Raw genomic sequence first — 18,658 nt, forward strand, 5'->3', positions numbered from 1 at the left:
GTGAGCCTTTCAGTGGCGCGACGGGGTCTTGCGTGGCGCGATGGTCGAGTCCGGAAGGGTCGGCGCGGAATGGCGGTCGCCGTCGTGACCATCGACGCCGCCGAAGCGGCCGGACGCGTTCTCTCGGGCTTCCCTGGCCTCGACGTCGCGCAAGAGCGGCCGCCGGCTGCCGGCTGAGGCCCCACGGCACCGGCCGAGGGCAGGCCGGCTCAGTGGGCGGTGGCCCGGACGGCCTCCTCGATCAACTCGATGACGCGCTCCGGGTGGGCGAGCATCACCAGGTGCGAGGAGTCGACTTCGACGGTGGTCATGCCGGCCCGCTGGTAGCCGTAACGCTGCACCTCGGGGTTGATGGTGTGGTCGGCTGCGGCGACCAGACCCCAGGAGGGCCTGGTCTTCCACGCCGCCTTCGGTGCCTTCTCCGCGAAGGCCTGCGCGGCCAGCGGACGCTGGGAGACGGCGAGGACGGCTGTGACGCGCGGGTCGACGTCGGCGGCGAAGACGGACGGGAACTTGTCGATCTCGACCGACACATCGGTGCCGGGAGCGGTGGAGCCCTCGATCGGGACCGGCGTGTGGACGAGCGCGGTGGCGAGGTCGGAGCCGGGGAAGCCACCCTGCAGCTCGCCCAGACTCTCGCCCTCCTCAAGGGCGTAGCCGGCCAGGTAGACCAGCGCTCGGACGTTGTCCTCCACACCGGCGACGGTGATGACGGCCCCGCCGTAGGAGTGTCCGACCAGGACGACCGGTCCCCGTATCCCACGGACGATCGAGGCGATGTAGGCGGAGTCGCCGAGCAGACTGCGGTTGGGCACCGCGGGCGCCACCACGTCCAGGCCACGGGCGATCAGCTCGGGGATGACGCGGGCGAAGCTGGAGGCGTCGGCGAAGGCGCCGTGGACCAGTACGACGGTCGGGCTGTCGGAACGGGACAAGGCACAACTCCCTTTTGTTGTCGTTGGTGATCGGCCGATGCGGGCCGGCAGGCCGGGATGGGGTCCGTCGTCTGCACGGGGAGCGAGTGGCGCCAGGAGAAACGAACGGTTGCCTCGGTCCAGGTTCTTCGCCGGACCGGACCGGGGCCCGGGCGGTGTCCGAACCGCACCGTGGGCCACGGGGTCGCACAGCACACTAGGGGTGGCCGGTGAAGGTGCCTTGTCTGCCGGTGCACCGCCTGTGGTCCGTCCGCGCCTTCGAGGTGTGTGGGGAGGCGAGCCTTCAGAGCCATGCGCGGCGGTGCGCCGGGGACACGTCCTCTTCCCGGCACTTTGAGGCAAACCGCGATGCGCTCGAGGACAACAGGCGGCGAGGCGTTCGCCTTAGCGTGAGGACATCCGGTGTCGCGCATGCCGCGAACACCAGGGCGTCGGCCTCCGATGAGCCGAGCCCCCGCACAGCGCGCTGCCCCCTCGAATCGGAGGGTGGCCCTGCGAGCGCCAGTAACTCCGGACTAAGGAACGAGCTTGCCGTACATAACCGTGGGTCAGGAGAACTCCACCACCATCGACCTCTACTACGAGGACCACGGCACCGGGCAGCCGGTCGTCCTCATCCACGGCTTCCCGCTCGACGGCCACTCCTGGGAGCGGCAGAGCGCCGTGCTGCTGGACGCGGGCAACCGCGTGATCACCTACGACCGTCGTGGCTTCGGACAGTCCAGCCAGCCGACGACCGGGTACGACTACGACACCTTCGCGGCCGACCTGAACACCGTACTGGAGACCCTCGACCTGCGGGACGCCGTCCTGGTCGGCTTCTCCATGGGCACCGGAGAGGTCGCCCGGTACGTGTCCGCCTACGGCTCCGCCCGGGTCTCCAAGGTCGCCTTCCTGGCCTCGCTGGAGCCCTGCCTGCTCAAGACCGACGACAACCCCGAAGGCGTCGCCCCGAAGGAGTTCTTCGACGGCGTCGTCGCGGCCGTCAAGGCGGACCGCTACGCGTACTACACGGACTTCTACAAGGACTTCTACAACCTGGACGAGAACCTCGGCACCAGGATCAGCGAGGAGGCCGTACGCAACAGCTGGAACGTGGCGGCGCGTGGCGGCTTCTACGCCGCCGCCGCCGCGCCGTCCACCTGGTACACCGACTTCCGGGCCGACATCCCGGCGATCGACGTACCCGCCCTGATCCTGCACGGTACGGGCGACCGGATCCTGCCCGTCGAGGGAACCGCGCGGCCGTTCCACAAGGCACTGCCGTCCGCCGACTACGTGGAGATCGAGGGCGCCCCTCACGGACTGCTGTGGACCCACGCGGAGGAGGTCAACACCGCGCTCCTCGCCTTCCTGAGGAACTGACCCGCCGCAGGCCCATTCGACGGGCCTGCGGATCGAGGCTGCCGTCGGGATCGCCGAGGACGGGGATCCCGACGGGGCTCGTGCCCGGTCGGCACGCGGTCGGACACCGTCGCGTCGCCGAAGAAGCCATGAGACCGCGCGCCACGGCGGCAGTCAGGAGTTCGGCCGGAGAACGGCCGCGGTCAAGCGGCCGCGAACGTGCGATGCGCCCAGGCGGCGAAGCTGGTCCAGGAGATCTCCGGATGAGCGTCGTGCAGTGCCGGGATGTCGACGCGATAGCCGGGTCCGTTCAGAAACGCCCACATCGCATGCATGTCCGGATTGCTGATCGCCGTCAGCGGTACCTGCTCATGGCGGACCTCCCTTCCCAGCGCCGAGCCGAGCGCAGCCGCCATCTGCGCGGGGGTGGGCGCATCGCTCGCCAGCTCAATACGCCGCCCCACGTAGGGGCCGGGGTTGAGCAGGACCTCCGCCGCGAACGCACCGAGGTCGGGGCGGGCCAGCTGCTGCAACGGGCGGTCTGGCGGCAGCGGCAGATCGAGGACGCCGCTGAGGATACGCTCCGTACCGCCCAGGGCGTTGTCGAAGAAATACGTCGGCCCCAGGATCGTATGAGGCACATCCCCGGAGACCAGCTCGGCCTCGATGCGCGCCTTGCTGTCGAAATGCGGTACCCCAGTGTGCTGGTCGGCCCCGGCTACCGAGCTGAACACGAGATGGGGCACGCGCTTCTGCCTGGCGGCGGCCAGGATCGCCCGCCCTTGAGCCACCTCCGCCTCCACGCCGGCCTCGAAGGGAGTGGTGATCGCGAAGACGGCGGCAACGCCGCTCATCGCCGCGGCGAGCGACCCGCGATCGCTCAGGGATCCCGCCACCACTTCGACGCCCTTGTCGGCCAGATCCCGTGCGGATTTCCGCCCGGGGTCGCGCACCAGGGCCCGGAGCGGGGCCCGGCGGCCCAGCAGTGCGTCGGTCACAGCCCCGCCCTGCCCGCCGGTTGCCCCCAGTACCAGGATCGGCCCATCGACCATTGAAGAACTTCCTTCCTTGTGGGCGGTGCCGCAGTGGATCAACGCATCGGCCCCACCATAGATGTCCGTCTCGGACGGCACGCCCAGCCCACGCGGCGCGTCCGCTCGCCGACACGGCTGTCACATGGTCCGTGTCGACTGCACGGAGCACCGGCGCGCAGGCGAGCCGCGGGTGCAGGTCGGTACCGGCGCTCCCGACGATAGGCAGGTGATCGCCGGGCGAAATGCCTCCCGGCGCACGGGTTCGTGCCCCAGAGTGCCACCGCGCCGAAGTCGCGTGCGGACGACAGTCGTTGGGCCTGAACGCTGTCCGAGTTGTCCACGGGGTGTCATCCCGTGGCTACGGCTGGTCCGGCGACGCCGTCCTCCCCTCCGCCCGCGACAAGACCTTTCCGTCCATGCCCTCTTCTTGTCCAGCAGCGCACAGCACCCTTCTCCGCGGACGTGGTCGACGAGACGGCACGGATACTTGCTCGCGGGCCCGACGGACAGGACCCGCGGAGCGCGCATGGTCGACGAAGCAATGGGCGACGAGTTCCATCAGCCGGATGGCTCCGAGGTGCAGCACGACGTCGGGCCATCGGACGCCTCGGACACTTTGGACTTCCGGAGCGCGATTGGCGAACCCGCTGCTTCGGGGCGGGCCGAGTACTTCGGGAGTCGGTGTGTCTCGTACCCACCTGCGCAAGTTCTCTCGTTCTGAGACCACACGGGCGGAGGCCTTCAGCGACGGTGTGTTCGCCATTGCCGTCACGCTGCTGGCTCTCGATCTCGCCGATCCGCCGCACAAGCCGGGCGGCCTCGGTCCGGCCTTGCTGGCGCAGTGGCCCGCCTACCTCGGCTACCTGGCGTCCTTCGGGTACGTGTCGGTGATCTGGCTCAACCACCACCAGGCCTTCGTCCGCATCAGAGCCATGGATCGCGGACTGCATGCTGCCAACCTGTTCCTGCTGCTCACCACGGCGGCGCTGTCCTTCCCCACCGCGGTGGTCGCGGACGCGCTGCAGACCGACCCCACGGACTCCGACGCGCGGGTGGCCGTCGCCCTCTACGCCGGCCTCGCCGCAACGATGTGCCTGAGCTGGGTGGCCTTCTACCAACAGATCGCCCGTCGGCCCGAGCTACTGGACCCTGACGTGGAGGACACATACGTACGGCACGGGCGGCTTCGGTCCTGGACCGGAGCCCTCGCCTACACCGTCGCCGGGCTCCTCGGGGTGTTCATCGCACCGCTGCTGGCGATCGCTGTGTTCACCGTCCTCCCGGTCTTCTACTTCGTCACCAGCGAAGGACTGCCTGATGGGACGGCTCCTCCTGGTACGGGACCCCATGCCGACCAGGCAGCTCGTGGCAGCGCGGTCTGACGCGTCCTGCCCCGGACACAGAGGTGCCCACGGCGCCCTGTTCTCGGGGTGGGGGACGCGGGCACCCGCTTCCGGGCCTCCGCCCGGGCGGGTGTGCGTCGTTGCCGGTGCCTTCGGCCTGGCTTCGCCCTTCGACGGGCGCCGACGCGGCTGCTGCCGTCCCTGGCGGACTTCGCTCGGTGAGGTCGTCGCGCCGGATGCGGGTATCCGTTCCCGCGTCTTGCGGAAGTACGCTGCTTCGCGGCGGAGGCGATCAAAAGCCGGATGGCCGGGCCCAGGCGCTGGGCATGGGCGGGATCATCGGATCGAAGGGCGCGACAGTCGTGGACATGCCGATCGCGGGGTACACAGCAGTCGCGTACGGTGGGGTCGACGTGCTCTTCGGCCCCGTGCGGGGCGCCTACCCGTACGGCAACTCTCTGCTCGTACGTGGCACGACGGCATCGCTGGTCGTCGATCCGTCGCTGTCGCTCGTCGAAGGCGCACCGCCCGCGGACGTGGTCCTAGTCAGCCACGCGCACGAGGACCACATCGCCGGTCTCGGCAGCTACGACGTGCCGGTCCACGTCCATGAGGCCGACCTCGACGCGCTGCGCTCCCGGGAGGCCATGGTCGCCGGGTACGGCCTTCCGCCGGACGCGGTCGACGCGTTCGACACGATGATGCGGGACCACTTCCACGTGCGGGGACGGCCGGACGCGACGGCGTTCGAGGACGGTGCCGTCTTCGACCTCGGCGGGCGCACCGTGACCGTCGTGCACCTCCCCGGCCATACCGCTGGCCACAGCGGCTTCCTGATCGAGCCCGACGGCTTCCTGTTCGTCGCGGACATCGACCTGACGTCGTTCGGTCCCTACTACGGCGACATCGGCAGCAGCCTCGTGGACTACGAGGCGTCGATCCGCCGGTGCCGGGAGATCGACGCCCGCTGGTACGGCACGTCCCACCAGAAGGGCGTCATCGAGGGTGCCGCGGAGTTCCGGCGCCGGCTCGACGACTTCGCCGGCGTGGTGGATCGGCGGGAGGCAGCGCTGCTCGCCTTTCTCGGCGAGCCGCGGACCGTCGAGGAGATCGTCGAGCACCGGCTGGTGTACCGGGCCCACGTCGAAGGACCGCACGTGAGGCCGGTGGAGCGGCGGACGGCGGTTCAGCACCTGGATCGACTGCTGGGCGACGGGCGGGTCGCGGAGGTGGGGGAGGGGCGGTTCCGCGCGACGTAGACCCGTGACGGTTCCCTGCTCGCACTGCGGGCCGTGTCACGGGCGCGCCCGGACGGTCTCGACGCCCCACCACTCTCGCAGTTCCCGCATGCGCAGCCGGCGTGCGCGTTGCTCGAGGCCCTTGCTGCCTCGAGGCGTTACGCGTCCGTGCCCGGACTCCTGACGGAGGGCGCGCGGGGCCGCCGAGGGTTAACCCTCGATTCGCCTCCATGTGAATGACATGTTCGGGTCAACACTGCCAACCTGCCTCCAGCCGTTCCGCGGGCCGTGTCCGGCCTGGCCACGGTCACGCTCTCGCACAGCTCGGCTCGTCCCGGGCAGCACACCCCGTCTGCCCGGTCTGTCACCGGCCGTAGGACTCGCGGCCGCCACAGGAGGTGTACGAGTGAGACGAATCTCCCGTCAGGCGACAGCGACAGGCGCCCTCGTGGCGACTGCCGCGTTTCTCGCCGTCGGCATCCAGGCGGTCCCCGCGGCCGCCAAGCCGGTGCCCCAGGCAAGTCCCCTGCGTACCGGGGCCCTGGAGGCGAAGCTGACCAACGCCCAGCACAGCGCGCTGATCAAGAGTGCGGCCGAGAGGACGACGCAGACCGCGCGTTCCCTCGGCCTCGGAGCCGAGGAGAAGCTGGTCGTCAAGGACGTCGTCAAGGACAACGACGGCACGCTCCACACCCGTTACGACCGCACCTACGCCGGCCTGCCCGTGCTGGGCGGCGACCTGGTCGTGCACACCCCGCCGGCCTCCCTGGCCACCGGCACGGAGAGCACCACCTTCAACAACAAGCACACCATCAAGGTCGCCTCAACCACGGCGACCTTCGCCAAGTCGGCCGCCGTGACCAAGGCCCTGAAGGCCGCGAAGGCGCTCGACGCCCGGCAGCCGACCGCGGACAGCGCCCGCAAGGTGATCTGGGCCGGCAGCGGCTCCCCGAAACTCGCCTGGGAGACGGTGGTCGACGGGGTGCAGGACGACGGTACGCCCAGCCGGCTGCACGTCGTCACGGACGCCACCACCGGCAAGGAGCTCTACCGCTACCAGGGCATCCAGACCGGCACCGGCAACACCCAGTACAGCGGCACGGTGACGCTCAACACCACACTGTCCGGCTCCACCTACCAGCTGTACGACACCACGCGCGGCGGCCACAAGACGTACAGCCTCAACAACGGCACCTCGGGCACCGGAACCCTGATGACCGACGCCGACGACGTCTGGGGCAACGGATCCGGGTCCAACACCCAGACGGCCGGCGCCGACGCCGCCTACGGCGCCCAGGAGACCTGGGACTTCTACAAGAACACCTTCGGCCGCAACGGCATCAGGAACGACGGCAGAGCGGCCTACTCCCGCGTCCACTACAGCACGGCCTACGTCAACGCGTTCTGGGACGACAGCTGCTTCTGCATGACGTACGGCGACGGCTCCGGCAGCACGCACGCGCTGACCTCACTGGACGTGGCCGGCCACGAGATGAGCCACGGTGTCACCTCGAACACCGCGGGCCTCAACTACTCCGGCGAGTCAGGCGGGTTGAACGAGGCGACGTCGGACATCTTCGGCACGGGTGTCGAGTTCTACGCCGACAACAGCTCCGACCCGGGCGACTACCTCATCGGCGAGAAGATCGACATCAACGGCAACGGCACCCCGCTGCGCTACATGGACAAGCCCAGCAAGGACGGCGCGTCGGCCGACAGCTGGTACTCCGGGGTGGGCAACCTGGACGTCCACTACTCCTCCGGCCCGGCGAACCACATGTTCTACCTGCTCTCGGAGGGCAGCGGCACCAAGACCATCAACGGCGTCACGTACAACAGCCCCACCTCCGACGGCGTCGCGGTCGCGGGCATCGGCAGGGCCGCGGCCCTGCAGATCTGGTACAAGGCGCTGACGACGTACATGACGTCCAGCACGAACTACGCCGGTGCGCGCACCGCCGCCCTGAACGCGGCCGCGGCGCTGTACGGCACCGGCTCCACCCAGTACGCCGGTGTGGGCAACGCCTTCGCCGGGATCAACGTCGGCAGCCACATCACGCCGCCGTCCTCGGGCGTGACGGTCACCAGCCCCGGCAACCAGTCCTCCACCGTGGGCACCGCCGTGAGCCTGCAGATCTCCGCCTCCAGCACCAACAGCGGGTCCCTCAGCTACGCGGCGACCGGCCTGCCCACCGGCCTGTCGATCAACAGCTCGACCGGCCTCGTCTCCGGGACCCCGACGACCGCGGGTACCTACAGCACCACGGTGACGGTGACCGACAGCACAGGTGCCACCGGATCCGCGAGCTTCACCTGGACGGTCAGCTCCTCGGGGGGCGGTACGTGTTCGCCGGCGCAGCTGCTGCGCAACCCCGGCTTCGAGTCGGGCAACACGGCCTGGACCGCCACGAGCGGGGTCATCACCAACAGCACCGGTCAGTCGCCTCACAGCGGTAGTTACTACGCCTGGCTGGACGGTTACGGCACCTCCCACACCGACACCCTGTCACAGTCGGTGACGATCCCGTCCGGCTGCAAGGCGAAGTTCACCTTCTACCTGCACATCGACACGGCGGAGACCACCACCACCACGCAGTACGACAAGCTGACGGTGACCGCGGGGTCGACGACCCTGGCGACGTACTCGAACCTGAACGCCGCCTCCGGCTACACCCAGAGGGCCTTCGACCTGTCCTCGTTCGCCGGTTCCACGATCACGCTGAAGTTCAGCGGCGTGGAGGACTCCCTGCTGTACACCGGCTTCGTCATCGATGACGCGGCCCTGACGACCAGCTGATCCGTCCGTCCATCGGGGGGCCACCCACCGGTGTGGCCCCCCGATTGCCGAGGCCCTCACTGGTCACACGCCGCGGTGACGACTGCCGGGCATCCCTTCACCGGCAGGTGACGGGATGCCCGGTTGGTGCGATCGGAGGGTCAGCTGCTGTGGACGGCGCTGACGAGGTCGGGCAGGAGCTTCGCCGCGTTCGGCGTGCCCAGTCCGGTGACGGGGTCCCATCCTGCGGTGGCGGAGTAGCCCGGGACCGAGGCGTCGGCGGTGTTGTTGCCGACGGTGACGTCGTTGAAGTCCGCCGCGTAGGTGGCCGGGTCAGACGCGAGCTTGTACAGAGCCGGGTTGATCGGTCCGAGTCCACCGTGGTTGATCTGGGCGGCGATGGAGACCAGGCCCGCCCACTCGGGGCACGCCAGCGACGTGCCGCCGATGTCGTACCAGCCCGTGCTGCACGGTGTGCTGCCGCACTTCAGCCCGCTCAGGCCGTCGGGCGGGAGGGACACGTACACCAGCGCTCCCGTCGACGGGCTCGCCTGGAGGGAGATGTCCGGAACCCCGCGCATCGCGCCGATGGAGGTGCTGCCGGCCGGCAGTGCGCGCGACTGGTAGTCCGGCTTGGCGAAGACGCTGCTGTAGCCGCCGCCGGAGCCGACCCAGGCGATCTCCGACTGGCCGGGGGCCTTCTGGCAGGCTCCGGGCGGGGAGACGCTGTCGACGACCCTGCCGCCGGTGGCACCCGGGTCGGTGCACAGGTTCGTGCCGCCGACTCCGGTGACCAGCGGGTCGGACGCGGGCCACTCGACGGCGGGGTCGGCGAGCGTCGATCCGCCCTTGCCCACAGGCGTCTTGAGCGAGCCGGCGCTGCCGCCGTCACCTGACGAGCCGAGAACGGTGACACCGTTCTGCGCCGCTGCCTTGTAGGCATAGCGCAGGTTCTCCAGGGACTGGGCGTTGTGGAAGGCGCCCTCCGCGGAGGCGAACGACTGGGAGATGACGGTCGCGAGGTGGTGCTCGACGACGTAACTCTCGGCAGCCATCATCTGCGGGAAGCCCTGCACCCCGAGGGTCTCGGCGGTGGGGGTGGTGACCAGCAGGATGTTGGCGCCGGGTGCCATGGCGTGGGCGGTCTCGACGTCGAGAGCCACCTCCAGCGCCCACGCGCTCTTGTCCTCCTGCCCGGGGGAGTTGCTCGTGGACGGGGGCGCCTTGGTGGCGGGCGAGCCCTGCAGGTGAAGCTCGCTGAAGGTCGGCATGCCGGGCGCACAGGTGACGCCCTCTTCGCCGCACATGGCTCCGACGCCGAAGGCCTGGTCGAAGACGTGCAGGTCGTGGGCCATGGTGTCGCTGCCGTAGGCGTCGACGATGGCGATCGTCTGACCGCGGCCGTCGTTGCCGGCTGCGTGCAGCGGACCTACGTTGTACGCCGCCTGGATACCCTGGGGGCTGAAACAGCGGCGTCCCACTGACGCGCACTGGGCCTGGGTCGGTGGCGTCTGACTGGACGTCAACTGCGCGTAGTCGGCGACCGTTGGCCGTGCTTGCGGATAAGCCGCCTGGTGGGCGGCGCTACTTGCGGGTATGGCGCCCGCTGCCGCGAGGCTGAGGGTACCCACCCCCGCGAGCAGCCACTGTCTGATGCTGCGTGCCATCAGAGTCCTCCCTTGAGATCGAAAGGGGACTTGCGTGTCCGCCCCCTCAGGTGGGGGGTGGTGGCACAGGGGGTCGCGGACGGGGGCGAGGTTATCCCTTGAGGCTGCTGGGCCGAAAGGCTCGTCCTGTCAAGAACGATCAAAAACCGCTCGGGCTGGGCCAGTTGTGCGGTGCCGGGTGCCGGCGCCGACCGGCTTCACCGGGTGTGGCGCCACCAGTGGCGCCCGACGATGAGTTCCTCGAGTGCGCGAAGTCTGTCAGCAGCCATCCGTGCAGAGGCATCGGGGTGTTCCAACGCGACGCGGAGGTCGGAGGCGAGGTAGCTCGCTTCGCGAACCTCGCATTCTGCCCGGAGGGCTTCCAGGGAGGTCGTCGTCGCACGGGCGATGACGTCGAGAACGGTCTCCATGTGCGGGCCGCTGAACCGGGCCAGGAAGAACCAGTCATCCACCGGTTCGCCGAAGCGAGCCCATTCGAAGTCCAGCAGGGCCGTCACGCTTCGATCGTGCGCGAGCCAGTTGCCCCAGTGACAGTCCGCGTGAACCGGGACGACTGCTCGTGCGTGCAGCGGCGCGCGCTCCGCGATGGCCGTCAGGCCGTCGAGCAGACGGCGCGGTATGGTTCGGTCCCGGTCCAGGGAGGCGAGATTCTCGACCTCGGCAAAGAGGCTTGCCTGGCTGACGAACCCGCCGTGGTCGAGGGGTTGTCTCAGTGTCTGTTCGACGTCTCCGCCGGCGTCCAGCTGTGCAGCGCGTCGAGCCGCTGGGCTGCCTCCTCCGCCAGCAGGCGTGCGGTCACTCCGTCCACACCGGGCATGCCCATGCCGGGAGCAGCTCCCGGCACGCGGGCGTAGCAGGCGTAGCGAACGTCGCACGCGCCCAGCCGGTGGAGCCCGCTGTCGAGCAGGGGGGCCGTGAGGCCGGTGGGCAGGTGGGGCGCGAGTGCGATCTCCCGGTTCAGCCGCGCGTGGCACGCGGCATCGATGATCTTCACGACGACGTGCGAGCCGACGTAGACGTGGTGGGAGCTGCTCTCAGTGGTGGCCATCGGGCCGGGGTCGCGTCCCAGGGCCGCTGCGGCGATCGCGCGAGCGGCATCGTGGGCTTGCCGGCAGTCGGTCATCGAGTACTCCGGCCGTAGACGATGATCTCGCCGGTGGGGTCGGCTGAGAGGCGGTTGCGGCCACCGTTGGTCATCGGTTTGTGAGGACAAACGATCACACGGCGGCCGCGGGTCACAGCGTAGACCCCGGGGCTGGGCCGCAGGCGACGAGGTCCACGGCGGCACCCGGACGCTGCGGGCAGCGCTGGAAGAGCACCGGGTCGGCCACGAGCTCGCCGTCGCCTGCTCCCACGAAGCCGCCTGCCCGCGAGCTGCGGCCGCGTCCTTCGAGTGGGCACGGCCCGCCTATAGTCGACCGCATGAGCCGTTGGGAGGACCTGACCGGGGGGACGTCCGGACACGACTACGCCGCACGCTTCGCCGCCCTGGCCCGTAGCGGGCGGGACGTGCACGGAGAGGCGCGGTTGTGCGCTGCGCTCGTGCCTGCCGGGGCGCGGGTGCTCGACGCCGGGTGCGGTACCGGACGGGTCATGATCCGGCTCGCGGAGCTCGGCTACGACTGTGTCGGGGTGGACCTCGACGCGTCGATGCTGGCGGTGGCGCGGAAGCAGGCCCCGGCACTGCCGTGGTTGCAGGTCGATCTGGCCGCGTTCGAGCCGGAGCCGCTCGGCATCGCGGCGGGCTTCGATCTCGTGGTCGCCGCAGGCAACGTCCTCCCGCTGCTCGCTGCCGGCACCGAGGCCGCGGTGGTCGGACGCCTGGCCGCGGTCCTGCGCCCGGGCGGTCTGCTGGTCGCCGGCTTCGGCCTTGACGAAGCCCACCTGCCCGTGCCGCCCGGCATCACCCTGGAGGAGTACGACGACTGCTGCGCCGCGGCCGGGCTCAATTTCGTCGACCGCTTCGCCACCTGGGACGCCGACCCTTACGAGGGCGGCGGCTATGCCGTCAGCGTGCACCGCCGGTGAGGTCCCCCGGCGCGCCCTGATCGCCTGCGCCCGCCGGCCGGCCGAGCGCGTCCCCGGCCGGAGTCCCCGGGACACGGACCGCCCCGCCGGGCCGTCGGTGACGGCTCGGCGGGGCGGGCATGGGCTGCTGCCGTGTCAGCTCATCGTGAAGGAGTCCAGGCTGAACAGGTCGCCGCTGCCGCCCTTGAAGACGAAGTACAGCTTGTGCGTCCCGCCCGGGTCGGTCACCGGTGCGCTGACCGTCGTGTAGGCGCCGGAGGTGTCGCCGACCGTCGCCGTGCCGACCAGCGGGCCGTCGGGCGCGTCGGTGCGGACCTCGATCGTGCCGCCGGCACCGTTCGACGCCGCCCGGAAGTCGATCTTGCTGACACCCTGGAGGTCGTACGGGTCGAACTCGATCCAGTCACCGTTGTCGATCGACTTGACCGCCTCGTTGCCCTGGGCGTTGGCGTCGTTCACCGTCTGCACGCCGGACTGCGTGCGGTAGAACTCCGCCTGCCTGCCCTTGGGCTGAAGGACGATCTGCGTCGTGCCGGTGAGGTCCGGTACCCCGGCGGTCGGGGAGGTGTCGGTGTAGCTCGCGGAGAGGATGGCGTAGAAGTCGTCGGCGTCGGTGTGGCCCGCCGTGGTCATGGAGAACGTACCGCTGCACCCCGTGGCCTGCGAGAGGTTGTGGGAGTGCATGTCGTGGCCGAGCGCGTAGCTGACCTGGACCTTGGAGCAGTCCACCGGGGTGCCGTCCGGGTCCGTCGCGTCGATCTTCCACGCGACCTGGTCGCCGTCCTTGAACGTCAGTCCGTTCGGCGGCTGGGAGAACGACAGTACCGGTGTGGAGTTGCCCACCGTGACCAGGACGGCGGCGACGCCCGTCCGGCCGCTCGGGTCACTGACCGTGAGCTTGGCGTGGTACTGGCCGTTCGCGGTGTAGGTGAACGACGGAGTGGCGTCCGTGGAGTCGGTCGTGCCGTTGTTGTCGAAGTCCCACGCGTAGCTGAGCTTGTCGTTCTCAGGATCGGTCGAGCCCGTACCGTCGAACTTGACCGTCAGCGGGGACTTGCCCGACGCGGTGTCCGTCTTGATCGCCGCGGTCGGCGCCTTGTTGCCCGGCGCATACTCGATCTTGTAGAGCCCGGCGTCCAGCGAGCCGCCGAACCACGCGCTGCCGTAGTCGAGCACGTACAGCGAGCCGTCCGGACCGAACTCGGTGTCGATGGGCTCGACCAGGCGGGCCCAGTCGTTGCCGTTGGTCAGGGTGTCGATCGACTGGATCTTTCCGCTGCTGTCGGATGTGATCGGCTTGATCCAGTGGGCACCGAACTCGTAGGCGAAGAACTTCCCGTCATAGCTCTGGGGGAACTTGACCGCGGACTTCAGCCCCGAGTCGTAGTTGTAGACGGGACCGCCCATCGGCGCGCCCTGGCCACCGAGCTGGGGGAACAGCGGGTTGCCCGCGTAGTGGTTCCAGATCCAGGCCGGCTGGGCCGGGGGCAGGTCCTTCAGGCCGGTGTTCAGGGGAGCGTCGTTGACCGGGTGGGCGCAGTCGAAGGGCTGCCCGGACTGCCCGGTGGCGAAGTCGTACTGGACGTACGGGGTGTTGTTGCCGATGCAGTACGGCCATCCGAAGAAGCCCGGCTTGGTGATCCGGTTGTACTCGACGGTGTTCTCCGGCCCGCGCTTGGGGTTCGCGCTGCCGGCGTCCGGGCCGTAGTCGGCCAGGTAGATGACACCGGTCTTCTTGTCGACGTTGAACCGGAACGGGTTGCGGAAGCCCATCGCGTAGATCTCGGGACGGGTCTTGGCAGTGCCCTTCGGGAACAGGTTGCCGTCCGGGACCGTGTAGGTGCCGTTGTCGTGCACCTTGATCCGGAGCAGCTTGCCGCGCAGGTCGTTGGTGTTGGCAGTGGAGCGCTCGTTGTCGAAGACGGGGTTGCGCTCCGGTCGCCGGTCGATGGGGGCGTAGCCGTCGGAGGCGAACGGGTTGGAGTCGTCTCCGGTGCTCAGCAGCAGGTTGCCGCTGCCGTCGAAGTGCATGTCGCCCGCGACGTGGCAGCACTGCCCGCGGTCGGTGTCGACCTTCATGATCTTCTTCTCGCTGGACAGGTCCAGCTTGCCGTCGGTGAAGGTGAACCGGGACAGCTGGTTGTAGCCCTTGTAGGGCGCGAAGTCGGCGGCGGTTCCGTTCTCCGGGGCGTCGGTCATGGGGGTGTCGAGTCTCGGCGCGTAGTACGCGTAGACCCAGTGGTTCTTGGCGAAGTGCGGGTCGAGCGCGATGGTCTGCAACCCGTCCTCGTCATGGGTGTAGACCGACAGCTTCGCCGCCACGCTGGTGAGCCCGTCGAGGGTGGTGTGGTAGACGGTCCCGTCACGGGAGCTGTGCAGTGCGCTGCCGTCGGGCAGCACGGCGAGCCCCATGGGCTCGCCCACCTGGTCCGATCCCTTGGCGAGGGTGACCTGCTGGAAGTCGGACGTCGCGGCACTGGGCGCGGCCGCGGCCGTACCTGCCGACGCCTCGGTCCGCGCCTGCGCGGACGTCGATCCGGCCACCGCGACCCCCACGCTGAGCACTGCGCTCAACGTGGCGGTGAGTAGTCGGCTTACTGGTGTACGCACGTACTGCCTGCCTCTCGTGTGGCGCTGCGATGGACATCGCGCGATCGGTCGCGTCGCGCGGGGTGTCGAGCCGGGTCCGGGATGGCCGGGCCGGCCGTGTGCCGTCTCACCGGTGGAGTGGGCAGGTGGCCCAGGTGTGCGCGGCCGCCCACAACCGGTGTCGAGCCCGTTCGTGACTGCGGACGGGGCATCGGATGCGGTCGTGCGGTCCGGAGTGGGACGTGACGTCAGGGCTCGGAAGGGTCCAACGGCTCCTGATGAAGCGTCACGAGCGTGAACCCATGACAACCCACTGTCAAGAAGATACTGCTCGGTAGCTGCTTTTCATGGCCTCAAGTGGCCATATCTTTTGCTCGTCCGGTGAAAAGTACCGCCGGTCCGTGGTGAACTATCGGCCGTCTCAGGTGTTCATCGTCCGCCAGGGAGCCGTCGAGACCATGCAGTCACCGTCGAGCGGTCCCCGGGGATCCGCGCCCCGGCAGCCGCCCCGTCCCCGCTCACCGGGCACGACTCCCGCCGTCCCCCGTCAGTCCCGCCCACTGCCCGTCCGCCAGGCGCTCCAGGCCGACGAACGCCCCGTACCACCCCGCCCGAACACCGGGCGAGGACGTCTGTACTTGACGGCCCCCGCCGCGGTCCCACCGCGGCTCGGGGGTGCTCCACATCTAAGGAGTGATGATGGGTAAGTTCACCCATGACTTCGACCGCAGAGGCTTTCTGCGCGCGGCAGCCGCCGGCACCGTGGCCATCGGTGCGGCGTCCGTCGCAGGCGCGCTCCCCGCAGCCGCCCAGACACTCGCCCCGGACGCCGGGCCCCACGGCGCCAGCCTGACCATCCCCAAGGACGCCATCGGCATCCAGCTCTACAGCGTCCGCGACAAGGTCACCAACCTCGGCTTCCGCGTGGTCTTCGAGGAACTGTCGCGGATGGGCTACAAGGAGGTCGAGTTCGCCGGCTACACCCAGAACACCTCCATCCTCGGCCGGCAGATCACCCTCCAGGAGATCCGCACGCTGCTCGACGACAACGGCCTGCGGGCCATCGGCAGCCACATCGGCATCGGGTCCTTCCGCAGCAACCTGCAGCGGGAGCTGGACAACGCCGAGATCCTCGGCATGCCGAACATCGGGACCGCGAACGCCCCCTCGGACACCCCGACGGTCGCCGCGTACCAGGCGGCCTCGGAGGACTTCAACCGCTGGGGCGAGGCCGCGTCGGCGCGCGGCCTCAAGCTCTACCAGCACAACCACTCGGGCGAGTTCGCCTTCGCCCAGGACCAGCCGGAGGTGCGTCTGTACGACGTCTTCCTGGAGAACACCGACGCTGCCCATGTCTACCTCGAGATGGATGTGTACTGGGCCTTCGTCGGCCAGTTCCGCTACCCGGGCTTCGACCCCGCCGCGTACGTGCGCCAGCACCCCTACCGGTACACGCTGTTCCACATGAAGGACGGCAAGTCCGACCCCAACGTCGCCGACGGCTACGACATGACCGAGTTCGGCGCCGGCGACATGCGCTACCAGCGCTTCATCCACGCCATCGGCCCGTTCGGCAACCACCACGGCATCTGGGAGCAGGACACCGCCCCCGGCACCCAGCCCGACCCGCCCGGCTCGCTCGGTGCCGCGCAGCGCAGCTACACGGCGCTCGCGAACCTGCTGTCCTGACCGGACGTCACCACCCCGTCTCCGCCGCCCGCCCCGCTCCCGCCGGGGCGGGCGGCGGAACGGGGTGGCCGCTTCTCATGCCCCTCGCCGGCGCTGACGACGTGGGCCGGCGAGCCGTGCCTTCCACCAGGAGGTGAGCCAAGTGAGCGTCCGGTACGGTCTGCTCACCCTGCTGCGGGACCACGGCCCGCAGTCCCGCGCCCAGTTGACCGGCCGGCTCCAGGTGCCACGGCCGCGCCTGCTGGCCGAGCTCGACCGCCTGGTGGCGTCGGGGACCGTCGTGGAGGCGGGGCCGAACGCCTCCCGCGGCAGACGCCGCTCCCCTCTCGTGGAGCTCAACCCCGACCTGCGCCTGGCGGCGATCGACCTCGACGCCCGCTCGGTCGGCGTCGAGGTCACCGACGGCCGCCTGCAGGCGGTGGCGGCGCACACCGAGCACTGCGACATCCGCACCGGCCCGGTGACCGTCCTGGGGCGGGTGACGCAGATCCTGGACAAGATCCGCGCCGAGGGCCACTTCACGCGGCTGGACGCCATCGGGATCGGACTGCCCGGCCCGGTGAGTTTCCGCGAGGGCATTCCCGTCTCCCCGCCGATCATGCCGGGATGGGACCGCCATCCGGTCCGCGACGTGCTCTCCGATGAGCACGGCTGCCCCGTCGCCGTCGACAACGACGTCAACGTCATGACCCTGGGCGAGCAGCACAGCGGCGTCGCCCGGACCGTGGACAACCTGATCTTCGTCAAGATCGGCAGCGGCATCGGCTGCGGAGTGCAGATCGAGGGCCGCATCTACCGTGGCGCCGCCGGCTGCGCCGGGGACATCGGCCACATCCAGGTCGACGCGGACGGCCCGGTCTGCTCGTGCGGGAACGTCGGCTGCCTGGAGGCGCTCTTCAGCCATGAGGCGCTGGCCCGCCATGCCGAGTCCGCCGCGGACGGGGACCGTTCACCGGTGCTGGCGGAGCGCCTGGCGGCGAGGGGCTCCCTCACCGCGCGCGACGTCGCCGACGGCGCGGCGGCCGGCGACGCCGTCTGCATCGGCCTCGTCCGGACCGGCGGGCGGCGGGTCGGCCAGGTGCTCGCCGGGCTGGTGAGCTTCATGAACCCGTCCATGATCGTCATCGGCGGCGACCTCGCCGACCTCGGGCACATCCTGCTCGCGGAACTCCGCAGTGTCGTCTACCAGCGGTCGTTGCCGCTGGCCACCGGCGACCTGCCCATCGTACTGTCCGAGCTGGGCGGCCGCGCCGGGGTCGTCGGCGCCGCCGTCCTGGCGAGCGAGCTGGCCTACGGCGACACCGTCTGAAGCGACGCCGGGCCCCGACGCGAAGCACCGGACGGACCTCGGCCCTTGCGCGCCCGGCCGCGTCCCTCGAGGGACGCGGCCGGGCGCGCAAGGGTGTTGTGCGAGTTTTCGGCTTCTGGAAGCTGTCAGGAGTCCTCGGAGGCTCTCAAGGGCGCGTTCGGATCGCGTTCGGTTCAGATCAGTCTGCGTCGCGCCGCCCAGGCGACGGCCTCGATGACGCTGCTGACGCCGATCTTGTCGCACACGCCCCGGCAGCGTCGCCGCACCGTTCGGGGGCAGACGTGGAGCCGCCGGGCGACGGCCTCGACCGGCAGGCCGGTCGCCAGGAGCGACAGAAGGTGGACCTCGTCTCTGAGCAGACGCGAGTTTTCGGGCTGGGGCCGCCGGCCTGTCTGGTAGCTGAGCGTGGACACTTCCGTCTCCTTCGCCGAGTGCGGCCGGCAGGGAACGCGGGGAAGGCCGCCCCCCGGCTGGGGGAGGCCAGAACCCGTGATCGACCGCGGTTCGTCAATCGCCTGCAAACGTTTCAGGTAACTCGGGTAACTGCTGTAGCTTGAGTAACTGTTCGAGTGCACAGGGTCAAGGGTGCGCCGCTGCTTGGGTCCGGGTTTGATCCGCTCTCACACGAAAACTTCTTCCGCATTGAACGGTTCAATCCGGCGGAGGAACGGCCCGGGAGGACCCGCCGCGGTCGCGTGGGCGGGCC

The 18,658-nt window shown here is 69.8% G+C and carries 14 protein-coding genes; 7 read left to right on the plus strand and 7 right to left on the minus strand.

The annotated features are described in order from the left end of the window. Positions 1-209 precede the first annotated feature (209 nt). The gene (locus BZY54_RS28360; RefSeq protein WP_086728179.1) at positions 210-935 is read right to left on the minus strand and encodes an alpha/beta fold hydrolase; all 726 of its coding nucleotides are present in this window, start codon (positions 933-935) and stop codon (positions 210-212) included. Between the two features lie 528 nt (positions 936-1,463). On the opposite strand from BZY54_RS28360, the gene BZY54_RS28365 reads away from it, so the two are divergent. Beyond that, complete coding sequence (locus BZY54_RS28365; RefSeq protein WP_086728180.1) at positions 1,464-2,300, plus strand: alpha/beta fold hydrolase; 837 nt, start codon at positions 1,464-1,466, stop codon at positions 2,298-2,300. Positions 2,301-2,482: 182 nt separating this feature from the next. Here the strand turns inward: BZY54_RS28365 and BZY54_RS28370 are convergent, their stop codons facing one another. Beyond that, the gene (locus BZY54_RS28370) at positions 2,483-3,331 is read right to left on the minus strand and encodes an NmrA/HSCARG family protein (RefSeq protein WP_086728181.1); all 849 of its coding nucleotides are present in this window, start codon (positions 3,329-3,331) and stop codon (positions 2,483-2,485) included. 665 nt (positions 3,332-3,996) lie between these two features. On the opposite strand from BZY54_RS28370, the gene BZY54_RS28375 reads away from it, so the two are divergent. The 3 genes from BZY54_RS28375 (at position 3,997) to BZY54_RS28385 (ending at position 8,691) form a co-directional block, all read left to right on the plus strand. Continuing rightward, positions 3,997-4,695 carry a TMEM175 family protein gene (locus tag BZY54_RS28375; protein WP_086728182.1) on the plus strand — a complete coding sequence of 233 codons (699 nt, stop codon included), beginning with the start codon at positions 3,997-3,999 and terminating at the stop codon, positions 4,693-4,695. A gap of 329 nt (positions 4,696-5,024) precedes the next feature. Further along, complete coding sequence (locus tag BZY54_RS28380) at positions 5,025-5,915, plus strand: MBL fold metallo-hydrolase (protein ID WP_086728200.1); 891 nt, start codon at positions 5,025-5,027, stop codon at positions 5,913-5,915. Between the two features lie 385 nt (positions 5,916-6,300). Then, positions 6,301-8,691, plus strand: coding sequence for a M4 family metallopeptidase (locus BZY54_RS28385; RefSeq protein WP_208640790.1), 2,391 nt, complete (start codon positions 6,301-6,303; stop codon positions 8,689-8,691). 140 nt (positions 8,692-8,831) lie between these two features. On the opposite strand, the gene BZY54_RS28390 is transcribed toward BZY54_RS28385, so the two are convergent. From BZY54_RS28390 to BZY54_RS28400, 3 genes are all read right to left on the minus strand, one after another. Further along, the gene (locus tag BZY54_RS28390) at positions 8,832-10,337 is read right to left on the minus strand and encodes a S53 family peptidase (protein WP_143668139.1); all 1,506 of its coding nucleotides are present in this window, start codon (positions 10,335-10,337) and stop codon (positions 8,832-8,834) included. 197 nt (positions 10,338-10,534) lie between these two features. Further along, entirely contained in the window at positions 10,535-10,834 is a 300-nt protein-coding gene (locus tag BZY54_RS28395) for a hypothetical protein (RefSeq protein WP_086728185.1), read from the minus strand. 212 nt (positions 10,835-11,046) lie between these two features. Then, on the minus strand, positions 11,047-11,385 hold the full coding sequence (locus tag BZY54_RS28400; protein WP_143668140.1) for a hypothetical protein: 339 nt from the start codon (positions 11,383-11,385) through the stop codon (positions 11,047-11,049). 374 nt (positions 11,386-11,759) lie between these two features. Here BZY54_RS28400 and BZY54_RS28405 point away from each other — a divergent pair, with 374 nt between their 5' ends. Then, positions 11,760-12,365 carry a class I SAM-dependent methyltransferase gene (locus BZY54_RS28405; RefSeq protein ID WP_086728187.1) on the plus strand — a complete coding sequence of 202 codons (606 nt, stop codon included), beginning with the start codon at positions 11,760-11,762 and terminating at the stop codon, positions 12,363-12,365. 135 nt (positions 12,366-12,500) lie between these two features. On the opposite strand, the gene BZY54_RS28410 is transcribed toward BZY54_RS28405, so the two are convergent. Then, complete coding sequence (locus tag BZY54_RS28410; protein WP_244217381.1) at positions 12,501-14,930, minus strand: carbohydrate-binding protein; 2,430 nt, start codon at positions 14,928-14,930, stop codon at positions 12,501-12,503. Positions 14,931-15,653: 723 nt separating this feature from the next. On the opposite strand from BZY54_RS28410, the gene BZY54_RS28415 reads away from it, so the two are divergent. Both BZY54_RS28415 and BZY54_RS28420 read left to right on the plus strand, forming a co-directional pair. Further along, positions 15,654-16,643 (plus strand): sugar phosphate isomerase/epimerase family protein, encoded by a 990-nt coding sequence (locus BZY54_RS28415; RefSeq protein WP_086728202.1) that lies wholly within the window; start codon positions 15,654-15,656, stop codon positions 16,641-16,643. Between the two features lie 142 nt (positions 16,644-16,785). Next, positions 16,786-17,952, plus strand: a complete 1,167-nt coding sequence (locus BZY54_RS28420; protein ID WP_086728188.1) for an ROK family transcriptional regulator — start codon at positions 16,786-16,788, stop codon at positions 17,950-17,952. A 173-nt stretch (positions 17,953-18,125) separates the two neighbouring features. On the opposite strand, the gene BZY54_RS28425 is transcribed toward BZY54_RS28420, so the two are convergent. Next, positions 18,126-18,365: a LuxR C-terminal-related transcriptional regulator gene (locus tag BZY54_RS28425; protein ID WP_167414080.1), complete on the minus strand. Its 240-nt coding sequence runs from the start codon at positions 18,363-18,365 to the stop codon at positions 18,126-18,128. Positions 18,366-18,658: the final 293 nt, after the last annotated feature.

Origin of the sequence: Streptomyces carpinensis, from assembly GCF_002154505.1 — a bacterium.
Lineage (GTDB): Bacteria > Actinomycetota > Actinomycetes > Streptomycetales > Streptomycetaceae > Streptomyces > Streptomyces carpinensis.